This window comes from Desulfofundulus sp. JL263-se, from assembly GCF_056316025.1.
In genome coordinates this window covers 1,059,884-1,078,304 of record NZ_CM149993.1, presented here as the reverse complement: position 1 = coordinate 1,078,304, position 18,421 = coordinate 1,059,884, and the positions used below count along the sequence as shown (strand labels likewise).

At 49.2% G+C, this 18,421-nt stretch carries 16 protein-coding genes; 1 reads left to right on the top strand and 15 read right to left on the bottom strand.

Going from position 1 to position 18,421, the window contains the following annotated elements:
* Positions 1-299 precede the first annotated feature (299 nt).
* The 14 genes from murG to ACX4JR_RS05390 all read right to left on the bottom strand — a co-directional run bounded on the left by murG (position 300) and on the right by ACX4JR_RS05390 (position 15,935).
* Complete coding sequence (gene murG, locus ACX4JR_RS05455) at positions 300-1,409, bottom strand: undecaprenyldiphospho-muramoylpentapeptide beta-N-acetylglucosaminyltransferase (protein ID WP_476060480.1); 1,110 nt, start codon at positions 1,407-1,409, stop codon at positions 300-302.
* Between the two features lie 31 nt (positions 1,410-1,440).
* Positions 1,441-2,556 carry a putative lipid II flippase FtsW gene (gene ftsW / locus ACX4JR_RS05450; protein WP_476060010.1) on the bottom strand — a complete coding sequence of 372 codons (1,116 nt, stop codon included), beginning with the start codon at positions 2,554-2,556 and terminating at the stop codon, positions 1,441-1,443.
* A 6-nt stretch (positions 2,557-2,562) separates the two neighbouring features.
* Positions 2,563-3,924, bottom strand: coding sequence for a UDP-N-acetylmuramoyl-L-alanine--D-glutamate ligase (gene murD, locus ACX4JR_RS05445; protein ID WP_476060009.1), 1,362 nt, complete (start codon positions 3,922-3,924; stop codon positions 2,563-2,565).
* 45 nt (positions 3,925-3,969) lie between these two features.
* On the bottom strand, positions 3,970-4,956 hold the full coding sequence (gene mraY / locus ACX4JR_RS05440; RefSeq protein ID WP_476060479.1) for a phospho-N-acetylmuramoyl-pentapeptide-transferase: 987 nt from the start codon (positions 4,954-4,956) through the stop codon (positions 3,970-3,972).
* Positions 4,957-4,984: 28 nt separating this feature from the next.
* Positions 4,985-6,379, bottom strand: a complete 1,395-nt coding sequence (locus ACX4JR_RS05435; protein WP_476060478.1) for a UDP-N-acetylmuramoyl-tripeptide--D-alanyl-D-alanine ligase — start codon at positions 6,377-6,379, stop codon at positions 4,985-4,987.
* A 5-nt stretch (positions 6,380-6,384) separates the two neighbouring features.
* Complete coding sequence (locus tag ACX4JR_RS05430) at positions 6,385-7,848, bottom strand: UDP-N-acetylmuramoyl-L-alanyl-D-glutamate--2,6-diaminopimelate ligase (protein ID WP_476060008.1); 1,464 nt, start codon at positions 7,846-7,848, stop codon at positions 6,385-6,387.
* 126 nt (positions 7,849-7,974) lie between these two features.
* On the bottom strand, positions 7,975-10,158 hold the full coding sequence (locus ACX4JR_RS05425; RefSeq protein WP_476060007.1) for a stage V sporulation protein D: 2,184 nt from the start codon (positions 10,156-10,158) through the stop codon (positions 7,975-7,977).
* Positions 10,159-10,182: 24 nt separating this feature from the next.
* On the bottom strand, positions 10,183-10,701 hold the full coding sequence (locus ACX4JR_RS05420) for a septum formation initiator family protein (RefSeq protein WP_476060006.1): 519 nt from the start codon (positions 10,699-10,701) through the stop codon (positions 10,183-10,185).
* A 30-nt stretch (positions 10,702-10,731) separates the two neighbouring features.
* The gene (gene rsmH / locus ACX4JR_RS05415; protein WP_476060005.1) at positions 10,732-11,676 is read right to left on the bottom strand and encodes a 16S rRNA (cytosine(1402)-N(4))-methyltransferase RsmH; all 945 of its coding nucleotides are present in this window, start codon (positions 11,674-11,676) and stop codon (positions 10,732-10,734) included.
* A gap of 125 nt (positions 11,677-11,801) precedes the next feature.
* Positions 11,802-12,239: a division/cell wall cluster transcriptional repressor MraZ gene (gene mraZ, locus ACX4JR_RS05410; RefSeq protein ID WP_476060004.1), complete on the bottom strand. Its 438-nt coding sequence runs from the start codon at positions 12,237-12,239 to the stop codon at positions 11,802-11,804.
* A gap of 214 nt (positions 12,240-12,453) precedes the next feature.
* Positions 12,454-13,218 (bottom strand): histidinol-phosphatase HisJ family protein, encoded by a 765-nt coding sequence (locus ACX4JR_RS05405; protein WP_476060003.1) that lies wholly within the window; start codon positions 13,216-13,218, stop codon positions 12,454-12,456.
* Positions 13,208-14,281, bottom strand: coding sequence for a uroporphyrinogen decarboxylase/cobalamine-independent methonine synthase family protein (locus ACX4JR_RS05400; RefSeq protein WP_476060002.1), 1,074 nt, complete (start codon positions 14,279-14,281; stop codon positions 13,208-13,210). The genes ACX4JR_RS05405 and ACX4JR_RS05400 overlap by 11 nt, the downstream gene beginning before the upstream one ends.
* Before the next feature lie 189 nt (positions 14,282-14,470).
* Positions 14,471-15,406, bottom strand: coding sequence for a patatin-like phospholipase family protein (locus ACX4JR_RS05395; protein WP_476060001.1), 936 nt, complete (start codon positions 15,404-15,406; stop codon positions 14,471-14,473).
* Between the two features lie 73 nt (positions 15,407-15,479).
* On the bottom strand, positions 15,480-15,935 hold the full coding sequence (locus ACX4JR_RS05390; protein WP_476060000.1) for a Fur family transcriptional regulator: 456 nt from the start codon (positions 15,933-15,935) through the stop codon (positions 15,480-15,482).
* 94 nt (positions 15,936-16,029) lie between these two features.
* Between ACX4JR_RS05390 and ACX4JR_RS05385 the strand changes: the two genes are divergently transcribed.
* Positions 16,030-16,980 (top strand): Na/Pi cotransporter family protein, encoded by a 951-nt coding sequence (locus ACX4JR_RS05385; protein WP_476059999.1) that lies wholly within the window; start codon positions 16,030-16,032, stop codon positions 16,978-16,980.
* Positions 16,981-17,059: 79 nt separating this feature from the next.
* Here the strand turns inward: ACX4JR_RS05385 and ACX4JR_RS05380 are convergent, their stop codons facing one another.
* Positions 17,060-18,268 carry a D-alanyl-D-alanine carboxypeptidase family protein gene (locus tag ACX4JR_RS05380; RefSeq protein ID WP_476059998.1) on the bottom strand — a complete coding sequence of 403 codons (1,209 nt, stop codon included), beginning with the start codon at positions 18,266-18,268 and terminating at the stop codon, positions 17,060-17,062.
* Between the last annotated feature and the right edge of the window lie 153 nt (positions 18,269-18,421).

The following is an 18,421-nucleotide window of genomic DNA, read 5'->3' as shown; positions in this document are numbered from 1 at the left end:
GAATTTGGGGGAAATTTTCCAAGTTTAATTTCACTTATTCAAAGTAATATTTTCGTGGAAAAATTCCCAAATATTTGGGGAGAAATTTTCCAGGTTAAGTTTTACTTATTCAAAATAATGCTTCCGTGGAAAAATGCCCCCAAAAAAAGATATAATTATATTATGTTATCCCGCACAAAGGTGTTACCGCAACAGTGGTTGGTGATTGGTGGTTGGATTTTTTAATTTATTGCCTGGTGCTTTTATCACCAGTAATCGAACATTCCAGGGGGCTTGTCTATTTGGAGGAAAGCCCGGCATCAGGTAATAAATTCCTCAATACAATCCAAAATATCCTTTAAAGCTTCCGGACGTCCCAGGGAAAGGCTGGCTTCGGCCATATCTTTTAACTTTTCGCGGTTTTGAAACATAGTCCTTATCTTGCCGGCCAGGAGGGAGCCGGTAAGCTCTTTGTCCAAAATCATTTCAGCAGCACCCCTATCAACAAGGGCCCGGGCGTTGTACTGTTGGTGATTGCCCGTAGCGTAAGGATAGGGAATTAGTATGGAAGGAATACCTCGCACCGTTATCTCGGCCAAAGTGGCCGCACCTGCCCGGCAAATCACTAAATCTGCCGCTGCCAGGGCCTCGGGCATTTCATGCAGGTAAGGAACTATCCGCATGTTATCCCCGCTTAAATCAGAAAGACTTTCCCGGCGGCAGTAAGTTAAAAACTCCTGGTACTGTGCCTGGCCGGTTACGTGTAAAAAACTAACCTGCCTTTCCTTTTGGAATTCTTTTAAAACCTTTGCCATGGCCCTGTTTATACTCCGGGCCCCCTGGCTTCCCCCAAAGGAAAGTACCAGCATCTGATCCGGCTGTACGCCGAAATTTTGCCTGGCCTGGCACCTATCAGCGTCTACCACTTCCGGCCGGACCGGAAGCCCCGTAAGTTTTACCTTTGCCCGGCGGGGAAACCGCATGATTGAATCCTCAAAGGTTACTGCCACCCGGGTAGCAAAAAAAGACAACAGCCGGTTAGTAATGCCGGGCAAGGCATTTTGTTCATGGATTAACGTAGGAATACGAAGGGAACTGGCAGCCATAACCACCGGCCCACAAACATATCCCCCGGTTCCAATCACTGCCGAAGGCTTAAAATTCCTGATAATCCTTTGGGCTTCTATAATACCCGCCCCGGCCCGCCAAAGAATAAATAAATTTTTTACAGTCAAGCTGCGACGTAGCCCTGACAGGCGAATAGACCGGAACGGAAAACCAGCCCGGGGAACAATTTCAGCTTCCAGGCCATTTTCAGTTCCTATATAGAGGATTTCGGCACCGGGATACTTTTCTTGCAAACCCCGGGCTATGGCCAGCGCCGGATAGATATGCCCCCCGGTACCCCCGCCGGCTACCACGAAACGCATCATTCCACTCCCCACCGCACTTTGACCCAAGTCATCTGGATAAAGTATGCCTGGATATATTTAACAGTATCCCCACTGCCATTAGCGTAAATACCAGGGATGTACCGCCAAAACTTACAAAAGGAAGAGTGATGCCCGTTATGGGCAGTGAACCGGTTACCACCCCGATGTTCACTATAGCCTGAAGAGTAATCCCTGACACAATACCGGCAGCCAAAAGACTTCCAAAAGTATCCGGACAAGTAACGGCAATTTTAAACCCGCGCCACAACAGAAGTAAAAAAAGCAATATTACCAGTGAACCACCTATAAAGCCCAGTTCCTCTCCTATGGCAGCAAAAATAAAATCCGTATGCCTTTCCGGTAAAAAAAGAAACTTGGAATGCCGCCCCTGTCCCAGGCCTGTTCCCATTAAACCCCCGGAACCCAGCGACATCAAAGAATTTATAATGTGCCATCCCGCCCCGGTGACATCGGCCTCCGGGTCAAGGAAAGCTAAAAACCTTCGCAGCCTGTACGGCTCAAGCCATATGGCAGCTGCCACCAGTACCAGCCCCGAGCCGCAAAGCCATCCCAGCTGTGCAGGGCGGGCACCGGCAATAAAACACATGATTACTATGGTTCCCATGAGGGTGGCAGCCGTCCCCAGGTCGGGCTGCGCCAATATAAGGGCTGCAGCAAGGCCACCCACCGCTACAAAGGGCAAAACTCCTTTTTTAAACCGGTGAATATGCTCCCTATTTAGAGCCAGGCCGTAAGCGGTAAAGATAGTTATACAAAGCTTTACAAATTCGGAAGGCTGAAAGCTCAAGGGGCCGAGGTTGAGCCATCTTCTGGCCCCCAGGTAAGAAGCACCCACCCCGGGGATTAAAACCAAAATTAAAAGTATAAATGCGCCAATTAGCAGCATTCCTACGTATCTCTTAAGCCGCCAGTAATCATAATTCATCATTATAAACATAAAACTCAGGCCCAAAATAGCCCAAATAAATTGACGTTTAAAAAAATGGAAGGGATCGCGGAAGGGGCCCTCGGGATCTCCGGCATAATAGACACTGGAGCTGAAAACCATAACCAGTCCCAGCCCTAAGAGCATTAAAACAGCTAAAAAAAGAACAAAATCGGGAGCCCTCTTCCTGACACGCATAAAGTTTTACCCCCCCAAATCGTGCACTATCTTCTTGAAACAATCACCGCGCTCCTCGTAATTTTTAAACATATCCCAACTGGCACAGGCAGGGGACAATAAAACAATCTCTCCGGGCCTTGCTTCTTTATGGGCCATCAACACCGCGTCACGAAAACCTTCAGCCTTTAAAACCCGGGTGCAGCCGGCTTCCCTGGCTTTAGCAGCCAATTCTTCGGCACATTCACCTAAAACAATTACTACTCTTGCCTTCTCTTTCATTTTTTGAGCTAAACGGGAAAAATTACTTCCCTTGTTACGACCGCCGGCTATCAAAATTATGGGATCGTTATAAGCCTCCAGGGCCTTAATACTGGCCTCGGGGTTGGTACCCTTGGAATCGTTTATGTAACGTACACCGTTTATTTCCCCTACAAATTCCAAGCGGTGCGGCACTCCCTGGAAGGTCCGCAGCGCGAGGGCAATTGTTTCGGGACTGACACCCATCGCCAGCCCGCAGGCGGCGGCAGCAAGAGCATTTTCCAGGTTATGTGCCCCCGGGATGGCCACTTCCGACGCAGGCAGAATATCTACGGGACCTTCATTAGCCAACTTAAAAACAATTCTTCCTTTATGGACAAAAACTCCCTTCTCTAAACTATGCCTGCGGCTGAAAAATATGACCTGCCCCGGGACCAGGGGCGATAACTTCTTTACTGAGGGGTCGTCATAGTTAAGTACGGCCCTGTCTTCAGGCCCTTGATAGGCAAATATTTTTGTCTTGGCCCGGGCATACTCTTCCATGGAGCCGTGCCTGTCCAGATGGTCGGGGGCTAAATTTAATATTGCGCCCACCCGGGGGCGAAAAGACGTTGTAGTTTCCAGTTGAAAACTGGAAACTTCAGCCACAATCATATCCCCCGGGCCGTAGTTCTCCACCATGTCCGCCAGCGGAACACCGATATTACCTGCAACCAGTGTTCGGTAGCCGGCCTTTTGGAATATTTCCCCCACAAGGGCAGTGGTGGTGGTTTTACCGTTAGTGCCGGTGACAGCTACCACCGGAGACCTGGTAAATCGCCAGGCCAGTTCCAATTCGCCAATGACGGGAATCCCCGCCTCTTTGGCCTGGACCACAGGCGGTACCGTAAGGGGCACCCCCGGACTTACCACCACTATATCGTAGCGCCCGGGTGTAACTTCGGGATAAGACCCGAGAACCATTTTTACCCCTTGTTCCCGCAGGTAATCCAGCGAGCCGTTAAAATTCCCCGCCGGCTTATTATCAGTAAGTACGGGGCGGGCACCTTTGCCCGCCAGAAAGCGTGCCGCAGCAGTACCGCTTTTTCCGGCACCTACCACCAATACTGACATGCCTTTCAGATTCAATTAAATTCATTCCTTCCCGCTAACCTTCTTTATTGATTAACCGGCTCATCCCCAGGTAATTCCTTGTAAGCCTGCAAGTCCTATAAGAACCAGGAACACCGAGACGGCCCAGAAGGTAATTACAACCTTATTTTCGCTCCAGCCCCCCAATTCGAAATGATGGTGCAAGGGGCTCATGCGAAAGACGCGCCTGCCAAATACCTGGAAACTAAACACCTGGATTATTACCGACAAGGCCTCTATAACATAAATACCACCAATTATGAGTAAAAAAAGCTCACTGCCGGTAACAACCGCCGCTGCTCCCAAACCTCCACCCAGGGCCAGGGAACCGGTATCTCCCATAAAAACCCTGGCCGGGTGACGGTTATAAGCCAGAAATCCCAGGCACCCCCCTACCATGGCAGCCATAACCGCGGATACACCGGCTTTTCCCGCTAAAAGCCCTATAACCACAAAGGCGGCAGCCACAGCCGTGGTTACCCCTGCGGCCAACCCGTCCAAGCCGTCAGTAAGATTTATGGCATTGGCCGTTCCGACTATGACCAGGATGCTAAAGGCCAGGTAAAGCCACAGGCCTAATTCCAGGTACAATCCACCGGCACTAAACAGGCCGGAAAAAGGAACGCTGACGGCAGTACCCCGTCCCAGGTAAGTTACAGCCACAGATGCCACCAGCCCCGACAGGGCAATTTGTCCGAACAGTTTTTCCCGGGCCCGTAATCCCAGGGACCTTTTAAAAGCCACCTTAAGAAAATCATCCAACAAGCCAATTAATCCGAAGCCTGCGATAGCAGCTAATACCAATAATGCTTCAACTTGCCTGGTCAGCCACAGGGTAGCCGTAATTATCCCCGCCAAAAACATAATGCCGCCCATGGTGGGTGTTCCGGCCTTTTGCATGTGGCGGGCAGGACCGTCATCACGTATATTTTGCCCAAATTTTAGTCGTCGTAAAAGGGGTATGGTAAACGGGCCCAGTATTAAAGTGATAATTAATGAAATTATAAATGATTTCCATATCAAGTCTATTGCCTGCTGTTCCACTGGAACCGCTCCTTCAATCAATAACAGGCCGGTGCTTTCCGCTGCGCTCAGATGCTTCAATTAATCCTTCAACTATTTCCTCCATGTGCATGCCCCGGGACCCCTTGACCAGGACGACATCCCCCATTTGCAACACTTCGCGTAACACTGCCAGGGCCGCCCGGTTATTTGCACAACAGCTGATGCTTTCCTTGGACATGCCTGCTTCCTCTGCCCCCCGGGCAATGTCTTTTGCCAGGTCACCAACGGTAACCAGGTATTGCACACCGCGGGAAACAGCCGCCTTACCCACTGCAATATGCCCGTCCTTGCTTCCGGGGCCCAGTTCTAACATGTTGCCCAATACCGCCACCGGCCTTCGGCTTCCGGCCATCTCCTCAAGGGCCTGCAGGGCGGCTTTGGTGGAACTGGGGTTGGCATTGTAAGCATCGTTTATGATAGTAATACCGCCCACCTCTTTTATTTCCATACGCATGGCAGAAAAGCTGGCCCCGGTCAGCCCGCGGGCAATCTCCGGGTAAGTCAGTCCCAGTTGTCTCCCCACTATTACAGCGGCCAGAGCGTTTTGCACATTGTGCAGCCCGGCAAGGGGAACAAACATTTCAGCCTCTTCCCCATTATAAACCACGTTAAATCTATTGCCGGAACCATCCCTACGAACATTCCGGGCCTGTACTTCTGAACCGGGCCCGCCGAAAAATATAACCTTTCCCCGACAGCGGGACGCTTCCCCGGGAAGGTAAGGGCTTTCCCCGTGCAGTGCTGCGAAGCCGTTTCCGGGTATATGGTCCAGAATTTCCGCCTTGGCCCGGGCAATGTTCCTGATGGAACCCAACCTTTCCAAATGGGCCTCACCCACGCTGGTGATCACCGCCCCCGTAGGTGATGAAATGCGGCACAAAAAGTCAATTTCCCCGGGCCCGCGCATGGCCATTTCCACCACCACCGCCTGGTGCGTTTCGTCCATGCGCAATAATGTTAAGGGAAGCCCCACTTCATTATTAAAGTTACCTGCCGTCTTCAGGACATTATATTTTTGTGCCAGCACCGAGGCGACCATATCCTTGGTTGTGGTCTTGCCGCTGCTCCCCGTAATTCCTATCACCGGCACCTCAAACTGCAGGCGGTTATAGCGGGCCAATTCCTGCAATGCCTTCAATGTATCTGCTACCTTAATTACGGGAACCTGCCTGCTGCCTTCATATCTTTCAACGATTAAGGCACTGGCCCCGGCCTCAATTGCCCGCTCCAGGTAATTATGGGCATCATGGCGTTCACCGCGAAGGGCAATAAAAAGATCGCCGCGCTTTAAGGTACGTGTATCGGTGGAAATAGAATTTATTTTCTTTTCGCTATCTCCCTGGATAAGAATACCGTTGACCGCCCTGGATATTTCAGCCAGGGTCATTGTTTTCACGACTTTGCACCGCCCAATTTCTTTAATATTATACCTGCTTCCTCCCGGTCATCAAAGTGGAAACGTTCCCCGTTAATCTCCTGGTAGGTTTCATGCCCTTTACCGGCAATGATCACCACATCTCCGGCCCGGGCCAACTCTATGGCGTAGCGGATGGCCGAACGGCGGTCAGGAATGACGGTATATTCTGCATCTTCTACTTCTTTTACCCCTTCTAAAATGTCTTCTATTATTTTTTCGGGATCTTCAGTTCTTGGATTATCGGAGGTAATCACCGCCACGTCACTCATTTCAACGCCAATTTTGCCCATAAGGGGACGTTTACTGCGGTCGCGGTCGCCCCCGCACCCAAATACCGTAATGAGCCGCCCGCCGGTAAATTCCCTGGCAGTGGAAAGTATATTTTTAAGGCCGTCGGGAGTATGGGCATAATCCACAATTACCGCAAAGTCCTGCCCTTTATTTATTAATTCAAACCGGCCCGGAACACCTTCCAGCTTTTCCAGGGCGCCTTTTATTCCTCCGGGCTTCAGCCCTGCCGCGGTACCCACGGCAAAGGCAGCCAGAGCATTGTATACGTTAAACAAGCCGGTTAACTGCAAATTAATACGGGCACTCCCCCGGGGCCCTATTGCCGTGAAGGAAGCTCCCGTAGGAACTACGTTTATATCCCGGGCGATAATGTCTGCATTTTTTTCAACCCCGTAAGTTATTACTCTTCCGCCGCTTCCTTCTATAATCTGCTGGGCATACCGGTCATCAGCATTTACAACCGATATTTCAGCCCCGGCAAATAATTTCTTCTTGGCCGCCAGGTAATCATTCATATTCCGGTGAAAATCCAGGTGATCCTGAGTTATATTGGTAAAGACGGCTATATCAAATTGACAACCTTCCACTCTATGAAGGGCCAGGGCATGGGAACTAACCTCCATCGCCACTACCTCTACCCTTTCTTCAACCATTTCGGCCATAATTTTTTGCAGATCCACCGATTCCGGAGTGGTGTGCTTTACAGGCAAAACCCGCTTTCCTATCATATTATGTATGGTTCCGATTAATCCCGTCTTCTTTCCAGCAGCCTCATAGATCATCCGGACCATGTGAGTAGTAGTTGTTTTACCATTGGTACCCGTAACCCCAATCACCTTTATTTTCTTGCAAGGAAAACCGTAAAACCGGGCAGCCATCAATGCCAGGCCCCTGCGGGTATCAGAAATTTGGACCCAGGGTACCCTATTGGGGATAGGTACCTGTTTTTGTACGACTACCGCAGCTGCCCCCTTTGCTACGGCATCTTCAATAAAATTATGCCCGTCTGTCTTAAATCCCTCAATGGCCACAAACAAAAAACCAGGCTCCACCTGCCTAGAATCATAAGTAATTCCCTTAAGAGGTATTGAGCGGTTTCCCTCACCCGCTTTTATTTGCTGTCCAGCGAGCAATTCGTTAAAAAACAAGAAGTTCCCCCCCTTCACAAATCACCCTTTAAACCATTATTACACAACTTATCCATTTTAAACTAAAAGCACTCTTTAAACACTTTAGCAGGCCGGCTAAATAACCACCGGCCTGCATAAAGAAATCTAATGGGAATAAGGATTCTCCAAATGAGTATCATTATCCTCCGGCACCCGGGGTTTATTGGGGCGGAACTCCGGCGGCCGGAATTCAACTTTTACCCTGGTTCCCTTAACTACTTTTGCCCCGGGCTTGACACTTTGACTCGCAGCCAGCCCGGTGCCCGTTGGAACCAGGTACAAACCCAGGTCTTCCAATAGATTTGCTGCTTCCTTTATTGTAAGCCCGGTTAAATCAGGAACGGTGACTTTCTTAGCACTATCGGTGTGGAATGCCTGCTGGAGCTCCAGAATTACGGTAGTTCCGCTTTTTACCCTGGCCCCAGCCCGGGGAGTCTGGCCGTAAACAATATTGCCTTCACCGGAAGTCTGAACCTTTAACCCGGCAGACTTTAACACCCTTTCTGCTTCTTCTACGGGATAATTTATAACATTGGGAACCTCGACCTCAACCTTGGGCTGTTCCACCTCCCAAGGCTCTCTTGGTTTTTCCAGCCCGGGAGTCTCAGGTATACGCAGGTATCTGAGGGTATCCCTGGCTATGGCCTGGAATACCGGTGCTGCAACCAATCCACCGTAATACATACCTCCCTTTGGCTCGGCAATCATAACCAATATGGCTACCTGCGGGTCATTGGCAGGGGCAAACCCTGCAAAAGAAGCTACATATTTCCCCTTTACGTATCCCCCTTTTCCCACCACCTGGGCCGTCCCGGTTTTACCGGCCACCCGGTAGCCTTCCACAAAGGCGTTTCTTCCGGTGCCTTTTGATACTACTTTTTCCAGCAGTTGTTTTAACTCCCGGGATGTCTTTTCAGAAATAACCTGGCGCTCTATCTCAGGCTCAAATCTTTTGACCATTTTTCCGTCTGCACCGGTAATTTCCTTTACCAGGTAAGGCTTTATTAATTTGCCCCCGTTTGCCGCCGCCGAAACCGCAGTAATTAACTGAATGGGGGTAACGGCGATGGATTGGCCGATGGCCATGGTGGCAATATTTAAACTGGTAGCCTGCTTTTCCGGAATAATTATTCCCCGGGCCTCTCCGGGCAGGTCTATACCCGTTGGCTCACCGAAGCCGAAAGCTTTAATATATTTATAAAAGCGATCCTTGCCGAGATTCAGCCCCACTTCGACAAATCCCGGGTTGCAAGAATTTTGCACAACTTCTTCAAAGGTTTGGCTGCCGTGGCCGCCGGCTTTCCAACAACGAATGGTACGGTCAGCCACCTTTATATAGCCGGGATCAAAAAATTCATCTTCCGGCCGCACGGCCCCCACTTCCAGCGCTGCTGCTGCTGTAATAATTTTAAATGTTGAACCCGGCTCGTAGTTATACCATATAGCCGGGTTACGATCCCAAACTTCTTTCGGGGCCTCGGTCCAGTTGTTGGGATCAAAGGTGGGACGGCTTCCCATGGCCAGTATTTCCCCGGACCTGGGATCCATTACTATTGCCACCGCCAGCTTGGGGTCATAGGTGGAAACCGCTTTATCCAGTTCCCGCTCCACGAAATATTGTATGGTTTCATCCAGGGTAAGAACCAAATTATGCCCGGGCAAGGGATCCATGTAATCATGCAGGGCCTCGGGTATTTCCCGTCCCATGGCATCGTGTTCCACCACTATCCGCCCGGGTTTCCCGCGCAGCCATTCGTCATAACTTTTTTCCAATCCCAGCAGCCCCTGGTTATCAATCCCCGCAAATCCCAGCACATGGGAGGCGAAGGTTCCGTTCGGGTAAAAGCGCTTGTTCTCCTCGACGGTTTTGATTCCTTTTATCTTTAAGTTTTTAACCTTTTGGGAAACATCAAAATCAACCTTACGCTTAATCCATACAAAGGAAGTGTTTTTAGTTAACTTCTTATATAATTTATTCTCATCCATATCCAGTATAGCACTTAATTCTCTGGCAACTTTCCGGGGACTTTCCACGTGTTTGGGAATGGCATAAATAGAATCTACACTGATACTGACAACCAGTTCATTACCGTTGCGGTCCAAAATAGAGCCGCGGCGGGCTTCCACCGGGATATCTCGCATACGGACTTCATCGGCCTTATTTTTTAGCTCTTCACCCTGTACAAATTGAATCCAGGCCAGGCGTCCGGCCAGCATAATAAAAACCAGGCCGGCCAAAAAAAATATCAAGGTCAGCCTTTTGCGAATTACTATATTTATCCCGCGCATGCCTAACCTCCCACGGTTTGAACGCTAGCGTAAGGGAACCCCGCCCTTTACTTGTTCCACCAGGTCAGCAAACGCCTCTATAATCCAATTTTTCTTGACTCCCTGTCCGCTTTCATTTCCCGAAGGCCTGGCTTGTCGTTCCAGGCTATTCCGCACAGCAGCGGAATTATTTGCATCCTTGCTGGCTGTAACCTTTATCACATCAGTATCACCGGGTTTCACCATACCTAACTTGCTTGTGGCTACTTTTTCTATCCTTTCCAGGGATGTAAGCCTGGCAATTTCGCCATACAGGTCATCAGTTTCCTTTTGCAATTCGATCAGCTGATTCTGCAGGTTGTAAATCCGGTAACTGGTGACAAATACCTGTGCATAGTAAAAACTTATGACCACCCCGGTAAAAAAAGCCAGCGCTACCATACCTGTAAATAACAGGCGGTGATGCCTTGAAAGGTGCCGGCCTCGCCTGGGGACTTGCCTTTTTTGTTTTCCTTTCCGGTAAATTCCGTAATCATGATGGGCTTGCTCCCTAGCTACTATCAAAGCTTATTCACCTGCCTGGCATTTTAGAAGTTACCCTGTTTGTAATTTCTCAGCAACCCGCAGTTTGGCGCTGCGGGAGCGCGGGTTTGTTTCCAATTCTTTTTTTGCAGGTGTCAAGGGGCGCCGGGTTATCAGCTTTAGAACAGGTTTCCGGCCGCAAACACACTGGGGAAAATCGGGCGGGCACGCGCAGGGGCTGGACAGCTCCCGAAAGGTATCCTTTACCACCCTATCCTCCAATGAATGGAAACTTATAACGCAAATGCGCCCGCCGGGACACAAAACTTCCACTGCCCCCCGCAGGGCATCTTCCAAAACCTCCAACTCCCTGTTTACTGCAATTCGTAGTGCCTGAAATGTTCGCTTTGCCGGGTGAGGGCCTTTTCGCCGGGCACCGGCGGGAATCGCAGCCTTAATAATCTCCACCAATTGTCCCGTGGTTTCGATAGGCCGGTTCCGCCTCGCCCTCACTATAAAATCCGCTATGCGGGAGGCCCACTTTTCCTCACCGTACTTTTTGATAATTTCAGCGAGCTCTTCTTTTGACGCCTTCTGCACCAAACGGGCCGCGGTTTCCGGCTGATCCGGGTCCATGCGCATATCCAGGGGTGCGTCCTGAAGGTAGGAAAATCCCCTCCGGGGATTATCCAATTGATAGGAGCTTACCCCCAAATCAAACAATATTCCGTCCACCCGGTCTATGCCCAGCCGGTCAAGCACCCGGGGCAAATGGATAAAATTGGCCCTTTCCAGCCAAAACCTGTCCCCGTAGCTGCTCAGCCGCCGGAATACCGCCTCCAGGGCATCGGGGTCCCTGTCCAGGGCCAAAAGTTTTCCGTCCGGAGAAGTCCGTTTAAGTATTTCCTCACTATGTCCCCCTCCGCCGGCGGTACAATCCACATAAATCCCGCCGGGACGAAGTTTCAAGCCGTCCATCACTTCTTCCAGCATAACTGGTATATGTAAAAATTGCATTAAATTGTCTGAATTTTCTGCTCCTGATTTCGGGGATAAAAAATCACTTTCCAAACAAAAATCCTCCCGCGATTATTTTCTTCCTTAGTTTAACCGGCAAAGCATTTTACCACACTGCCATTCTTTTATATTCCCAAATCCAGGTCTTCCATTTTTTCCGCAATTTCCTCCACCGATGAAGCAGATTCGGCGCTGTAGGCCTCCCAGCGGTCCCTGGCCCATATTTCCACCCGGGAGGAAACGCCAATTACCACAACTTCCTTTTTCAAGCCGGCATACTCCCTCAAATTGGCAGGAATGAGTATCCTGCCTTGTTTATCTGTCTCACACTCGGAGGCACCGGAAAAGAAAAACCTGACGAAGGCCCGGGCATCAGACCTGGTCATGGGAAGGGATCGCATTTTTTGCTCCAAAATTGACCATTCCTGTAAAGGATAGGCAAACAGGCAAGTGTCCAAGCCCTTGGTAAGAACAAACTTTTCGCCCAGGCCCTCGCGGAAGCGGGACGGGATGATAATCCTTCCCTTGGCATCTATGGTATGATGGTGCTCTCCAAGAAACATCACCGGCACCCCACTGTTATTCCCTTTTACACCACATTACCCCACTTTGTACCACTTAGTATTCTATGGTGATTTTTAAAATCCTCCTTTATCCATTGCAAAAAAATAACTGGAATGAAAACAAAACAAAATAAAGGCCGGATGTACTTTTCTGGTACACCCGGCCTTTATTGGCCGAAATGGCAATTTTAAAACCATTTAGTAACCTCTTTTTCTAAAACTGCACAATTTGACCGGAACCCACCATTAACCGGGCCTGCTCTAACCCTTCCCCCACCTGCTCCGGGGCGTGAGCGTCGGAACCCAGGGTGAACTTCAGCCCCTGCCTCAAGCACTCCTTGAGAAAGTCGGGGTGGGGATAAATTTCGCCTGCGGGCGCTCTGAGGCCGGCAGTATTGATTTCCACATATATTCCCGCATCTTTGAAAATTTTCGCGGTCTCCTGGTAAAGGGGCAATAAATCATTTTTGGGGCGATAACCAAATTTCTTTATCAGGTCCGGGTGGGCGATAACGTCGAATAACCCGGACAGGGCCGCCCGCTGCAGCAGCTTGAAATAACGGCGGTAAAGTTCATCGATGTCCCACTCCTGGTACCTTGATATATAAGCCGGGTTATCAAATCCCCACCCGTCTACATAATGAACGGAACCCAGAACGTAATCAAAGGGATAGCGGGAAATCAATTCTTTTAATTTTTCCTCATGTCCCGGTATATAGTCGGCCTCAATCCCCAAGCGGATGGTCATATCCGGATACTTTTTCTGAAAAAAACGAATTTCCTCAATATAACCAGTTAACTCATCAAGGCCCATGGCCAGTTGCGGATCTCTTTGTTTTTCAGGCAACCAGTACATGGGTATGTGATCGGCAAAGCCGATTACTTTTAAACCCCGTGCCCTGGCGGCCCGGATGTATTCTTCCGTTGTTCCCCGGGCGTGGCCGCAGCGGCTGGTGTGCAAGTGGAAATCAACAACCATGGCCCATCAATTTTTCTGATATTTCTCTGGTTAGCCTGTAAATCCGCTTCGCCAGTTCCGGCTCCAACAGCCCGGTGCCGCACGCCGGGGTTATGAGGCTCTGCTGTTTTAAAAGTTCCCTGTTTATACCCCGCTGCTCCAGTTCATGCCACAATTCATCGAGGCGGGCCAGCAATGAATCGGCGGTTTCTTCAAAGGATTTTTCCGTAGTAGGCGCCATGCCCCAGGCCATGACCCCGCCCCGCTCCAGAAATTGCTTTAATTCTCTGGCGGTGGGTATTAAAGAATTACCGAAATTATATACGTCTAAATTTACAATTTCCATTTTTGATTCATAAAGTAAGGACCAGTCAATGGCATCGCAGGAATGCACCCCCGGAATGCCTCCGGCGGCATGCACCGCAGCGGCAATGGTGTTCAAATCTTCTATAATCATTTCCCGGGTAATGGTTATATGGGTACTTTTACCGTACACGCTGATACCGGGCTCGTCCACGAAAAATATAACCGGCAGGCCGAACTCAGCCAGGGTTTTGGTCTGCCAGCGGGCGTGCATGGCCAGTGTTTTGACAATAATATCCCTCAATTGGGGCTCATAGTAAGCCAGCCGCCCCTGCGCATCCTTTAATTGAAAACCTATGGTAAGGGGGCCTGCCTCGTGTCCTTTGAGATATCGTGCCGGGCCTGTACCTTTTTCTTTCAACTCATTAACAAATGCATAATATCCCACTGCCGAACTGGGTGGGAATGCAAACCGGGCCAAAGCGCCCGGGTCTCCCTCCTCGGCCGCCAAATATGTACTGTAAAACTCCGTCATACTGTCGGCCCAGCCATCATCCAGGGTATTAAAATATACCTTATCCCCTTCTTGAACCAGCAAACCCATTTCCTCCAGCGGACTTAAAAACTGGTATACAAAACCCTCGGCTCCTCCCCGCCTGGGAAGCTGCGGCCAGTGAGGTGCCCGGGATAAGTTCTCAAATATGAGAGGAAGTGCATCCTCAGGCTTGATAAACGGCATACTGCCTATGCCGGTAGCCATACCCCCTGGTTTAAAAGTCATTACCGAACCCCCTTTATAATATAAAAATAATAACACGCCGTCCATTCTGCGGCACATACGGCGTGCAACACGGTAATTATACCCCGCCCGGCCCCGCATGTCAAAAGCGTGCACGGGGGATGATTCAGGCTTTCCCTTAATCCCGCAATTTTATTACGATTAAAGGTCCCACCGGCTTCAATTGACGGCCTAATTATGGCCTATAGCTCTCCGTATTTCAGGAAGCATTTCCCGGGCTTTTATCTCTCCCTGCTTAATACAGTACTCCATCCTATCAAAATCCCATGCAGACATATTCCTTATTTCCGGCCTGATGACAACATCGGCATACCTCTCCAACTTCATTAATATACTTTCCGAACCCAGTATATCCAGGCTCTGGGACAATACCTGAATTATGGAATTTACTTTATAAGAACTCTGGCCATCATACCCTACATCCACTGCCAGCACAACGTCCAACCCCAATTTTTTTAGAATCTCTGCCGGGATATTTTCACGCACTCCCCCGTCCACTAAAAGACGGCCCCCAATTAACTTGGGATCATAAAGGCCGGGTACGGAACTGCTGGCCCGCACAGCTGCCGCCACCGTCACATTATGCATTACCACCATATCCTCGGGGGGAATAATGGTTGTGGTCTTGGCAACGTAACGCATTTCATATTTTCTGGGCATAAATAAAACCATGGCACCATTCGTCACATCTACGGCGGTTACAACCAGGCAGGTATTTTTCAGCTCATAAAATTTCAATTGTTTCCCTACCAGCCGCTCCACCGTGCGCTCCAGCCTTTTACCCTTCATTAACCCCATGGGTTCTCTAAAAGGAAAAGGAATATTCAACATACCAGCTATTTTCTTGCCGGCCAATAAGAGCAGTCTTAGCACGGCCCCGGTACCATCGAAAAGGTCGGATGGCTTTAAAGCAAGGGCCTTTTCCTTCATCTGAGCAGGAGTAAGTCCGGCTGCAAAAAGTGCTGCCACCAGGCTGCCGGCACTACTCCCGGCTACAACATGTATGGGGATTCCTTCCTCTACCAGCACCTTCAGTACCCCTACATGGGCCACGCCCCGGAGAAAACCCCCTCCCAGGGCCAGGCCTACACTGGGTCCCCTTGCCAAAACAAAACACCCGCCTTAACACCTTTATTTAAGCTATTATATGGGCGGGCTTTCAAAAGGGTGATAACAAAAATCAATCATCATTCTTTTTATCTTTTATACATTCCTCACATCTTCCAAAAATTTTGAGTTCATGGTCAAAAATTTCAAACTTATATTTTTTACTGACCCTATCTTCTAATTCCTCCAATAAATCTTCGGCAACTTCTATGATTTTACCGCACTGAGTGCAAATAAGGTGATGGTGACGGTGTCCTTCCGAGGCAGAGCCAAATTCAAAACGCTTGCGGCCATCCCCGAAATCCATGCTGTGGATTATATCAAAATTCGAAAAAAGCTCCAGGGTACGGTAAACAGTTGCCAGCCCGACATCCGGTACCCTTTCTTTAACCAAATTATAAACCTCTTCCGCACTTAAATGTTCATCCTTATGTTCCAATAATACGCGCAATATATGTTCCCTTTTGGGAGTAAGCTTGTATTCCTTGGCCCGCAACTTTTCTTCCACATCACCAATAATTTTTTTCATTTTAAACACCACCGGGCATAAGTCTTTATTGGTAGTATAAATAACAAAAAGCACCATGTCAATGTGAATTGTTTAACAAGCTCGAAGGGGACAGGTGATCCGTTCTTTGCTAATTCTTTTAGGTGCTGCTGGACTTTGGATGTTACTCTTTGGTATGAATTTAATGAAAGAAGGCCTGGAAAATGCGGCCCGGGATAAGTTACAAAGGACGCTTGAGAGACTTGCAGGCACCCCGCTGAAAGCATGTCTCACAGGGCTGATTTCCACTATGCTTGTCCAAAGCAGTACGGCCACATCGGTATTGTCAGTGGGATTGGTAAACGCCGGGGTAATGAAACTTACCCAGGCCATCGGCATATTACTCGGTGCAAACGTGGGCACCTGTGCCACGGTACAAATTATTTCTTTTAATCTAACCCGCTTTGCCATATTTACCGGATTCCTCGGGTTAATTATTCTTCTGTTCGGCAAAAATGCCACCATCATAAATATGGGCCGGGCATTAACTGGCTTTGGAATTATTTTTACAGGATTAAAACTGATGTCCCTCTCCTTTACCCCCCTGCAGCACGCCCGCTGGTTTTTAGATTTTCTATGTTCTTTAAGTAGTAGTCCCGTTCTCGCCGTGGCAGCAGGTACAATAGCATCGGCGTTACTTCATAGCAGCGCCGCCGCAACGGGAATTGTAATGTTGTTATCGGGTCAAAAATTACTACCCCTGACCACTGCCATAGCAATAGTAATGGGTAATAATATAGGCACCTGTTTTACGGCGGTACTGGCCAGCCTAAGCAGTTCAGCGGCAGGGAAAAGGGTGGCCCTGGCTCACGTGGTGCTTAATGTGGCCGGGGTGGTGATATTCCTTCCTTTACTGCCTGCCTTCGCATCCCTGGTTACTATGACGGCCGACAGCTTGCCCCGACAAATAGCAAACGCTCATACCCTCTTTAACATTATAAGCAGTGCAATTGCCTTTCCGTTTATTGGCCCTTTCGCAAGCCTGATGGAAATTCTTGTACCCGGTGAAAAAAAGTTTAAACGTTGAGCATCCCATGATTGAAGCAGGATTTTATGACGCATTCCGCTAACCCCGCGAAACGAAGGCTGGGATAACGCCGTCAGCCCTACCACCGGCGCCTTTTGGCAAACACGAATCTTCTTCTCCGCCGGCGAATACTTATCCAACTACGAAAAGCTAAAAGGATAACTGCTGCCACCAGCGGCCAAAACCACCAGGAATGGGTAAACTTTCGGGGGACGTCTTCCAGTGCCAGCAGGTCAACCTGACCCACTTGTTTGCCCCTGTATTTCACTACCAGCTTACCCACTACATCCCCCTTTTTTACAGGCGCCTCCAAACCGGAAAGGGGCTCAACCCTTAGTTCAATTTTTTGCTCCGCTTCGTCATAAGCCTCTACTGGAAGATTAAATGTAAAAGAATCCCGCGCTTCCACCAGTACTCCCTTTGTACCGTGGGGTACCTTAAGCCGGGTAATTATTTTACCCTCCTCAACCACTAATTTCGGCTTAAATTGTTCAAACCCGTAATCCAAAAGGGACATTACATCGGAATACAGGGCATTTTGTGTAGGGCTACCTAAAACCACGGCTATAAGTTCCCTGTCACCTCGCCTGGCAGCACCGACTATACAGTACTTGGCCGCGTTGGTATAACCGGTCTTTATGCCAACGGCGCCCTCATATTTCCAGAGAAGCTTATTGTGGTTATACAGCCAGGTTTGAGGTTTTTTTTCCTCCGGAACACCCCGCTCAATTTTTTTATTTACAGTAGCTACAATTTCTCTGAACCGCTCATTTTCCATGGCGTAACGGGCAATAATGGCCAAATCCCGGGCAGTGGTTTTATGTCGCGGGTCGGGTAAGCCATGGGGGTTAACGAAATTTGAATTTGCAGCCCCCAGCTCTTCGGCTTTTTCGTTCATTAGCCGGGCAAAATTTGCAACCGATCCTCCCACGTGCTCCGCCACGGCCACTGCGGCATCATTGGCAGAATTTAACAAAAGGGCATGCAAAAGGCTTTCCATTTTTATTTTTTCGCCGGCCTGCAAACCTATAGCCGTACCGTCCACACCCACTGCATTTTTGGAAACAGTAACCACGTCATCCGGCTCCGCTCTTTCCAGGGCGATGATGCCTGTTAAAATCTTGGTTGTACTGGCGGGATATAATCTTAAATCACCGTTTTTCTGGTATAAAACCTGGCCGTTTTTAGCATCCATTACAAGCCCGGCCCTTCCCTCCAAATAAGGAGGTGCGGCCAGGGCAATATTGTTAAAAGCTAAAATGAGCAGGAAAAACGGAATGATTGACAATGTCCTGGCAGCTCCCATAATTCCCACCTGATAGATGTTTAAAGTACGGTACAGAAACACTGACTATCTTATCACACTACAGGCAAAATTAAAAATGATGACATTGTACTGGGAAAATAATTCCCGCGTAAAAACAAAAAATTGGCCCGGCTG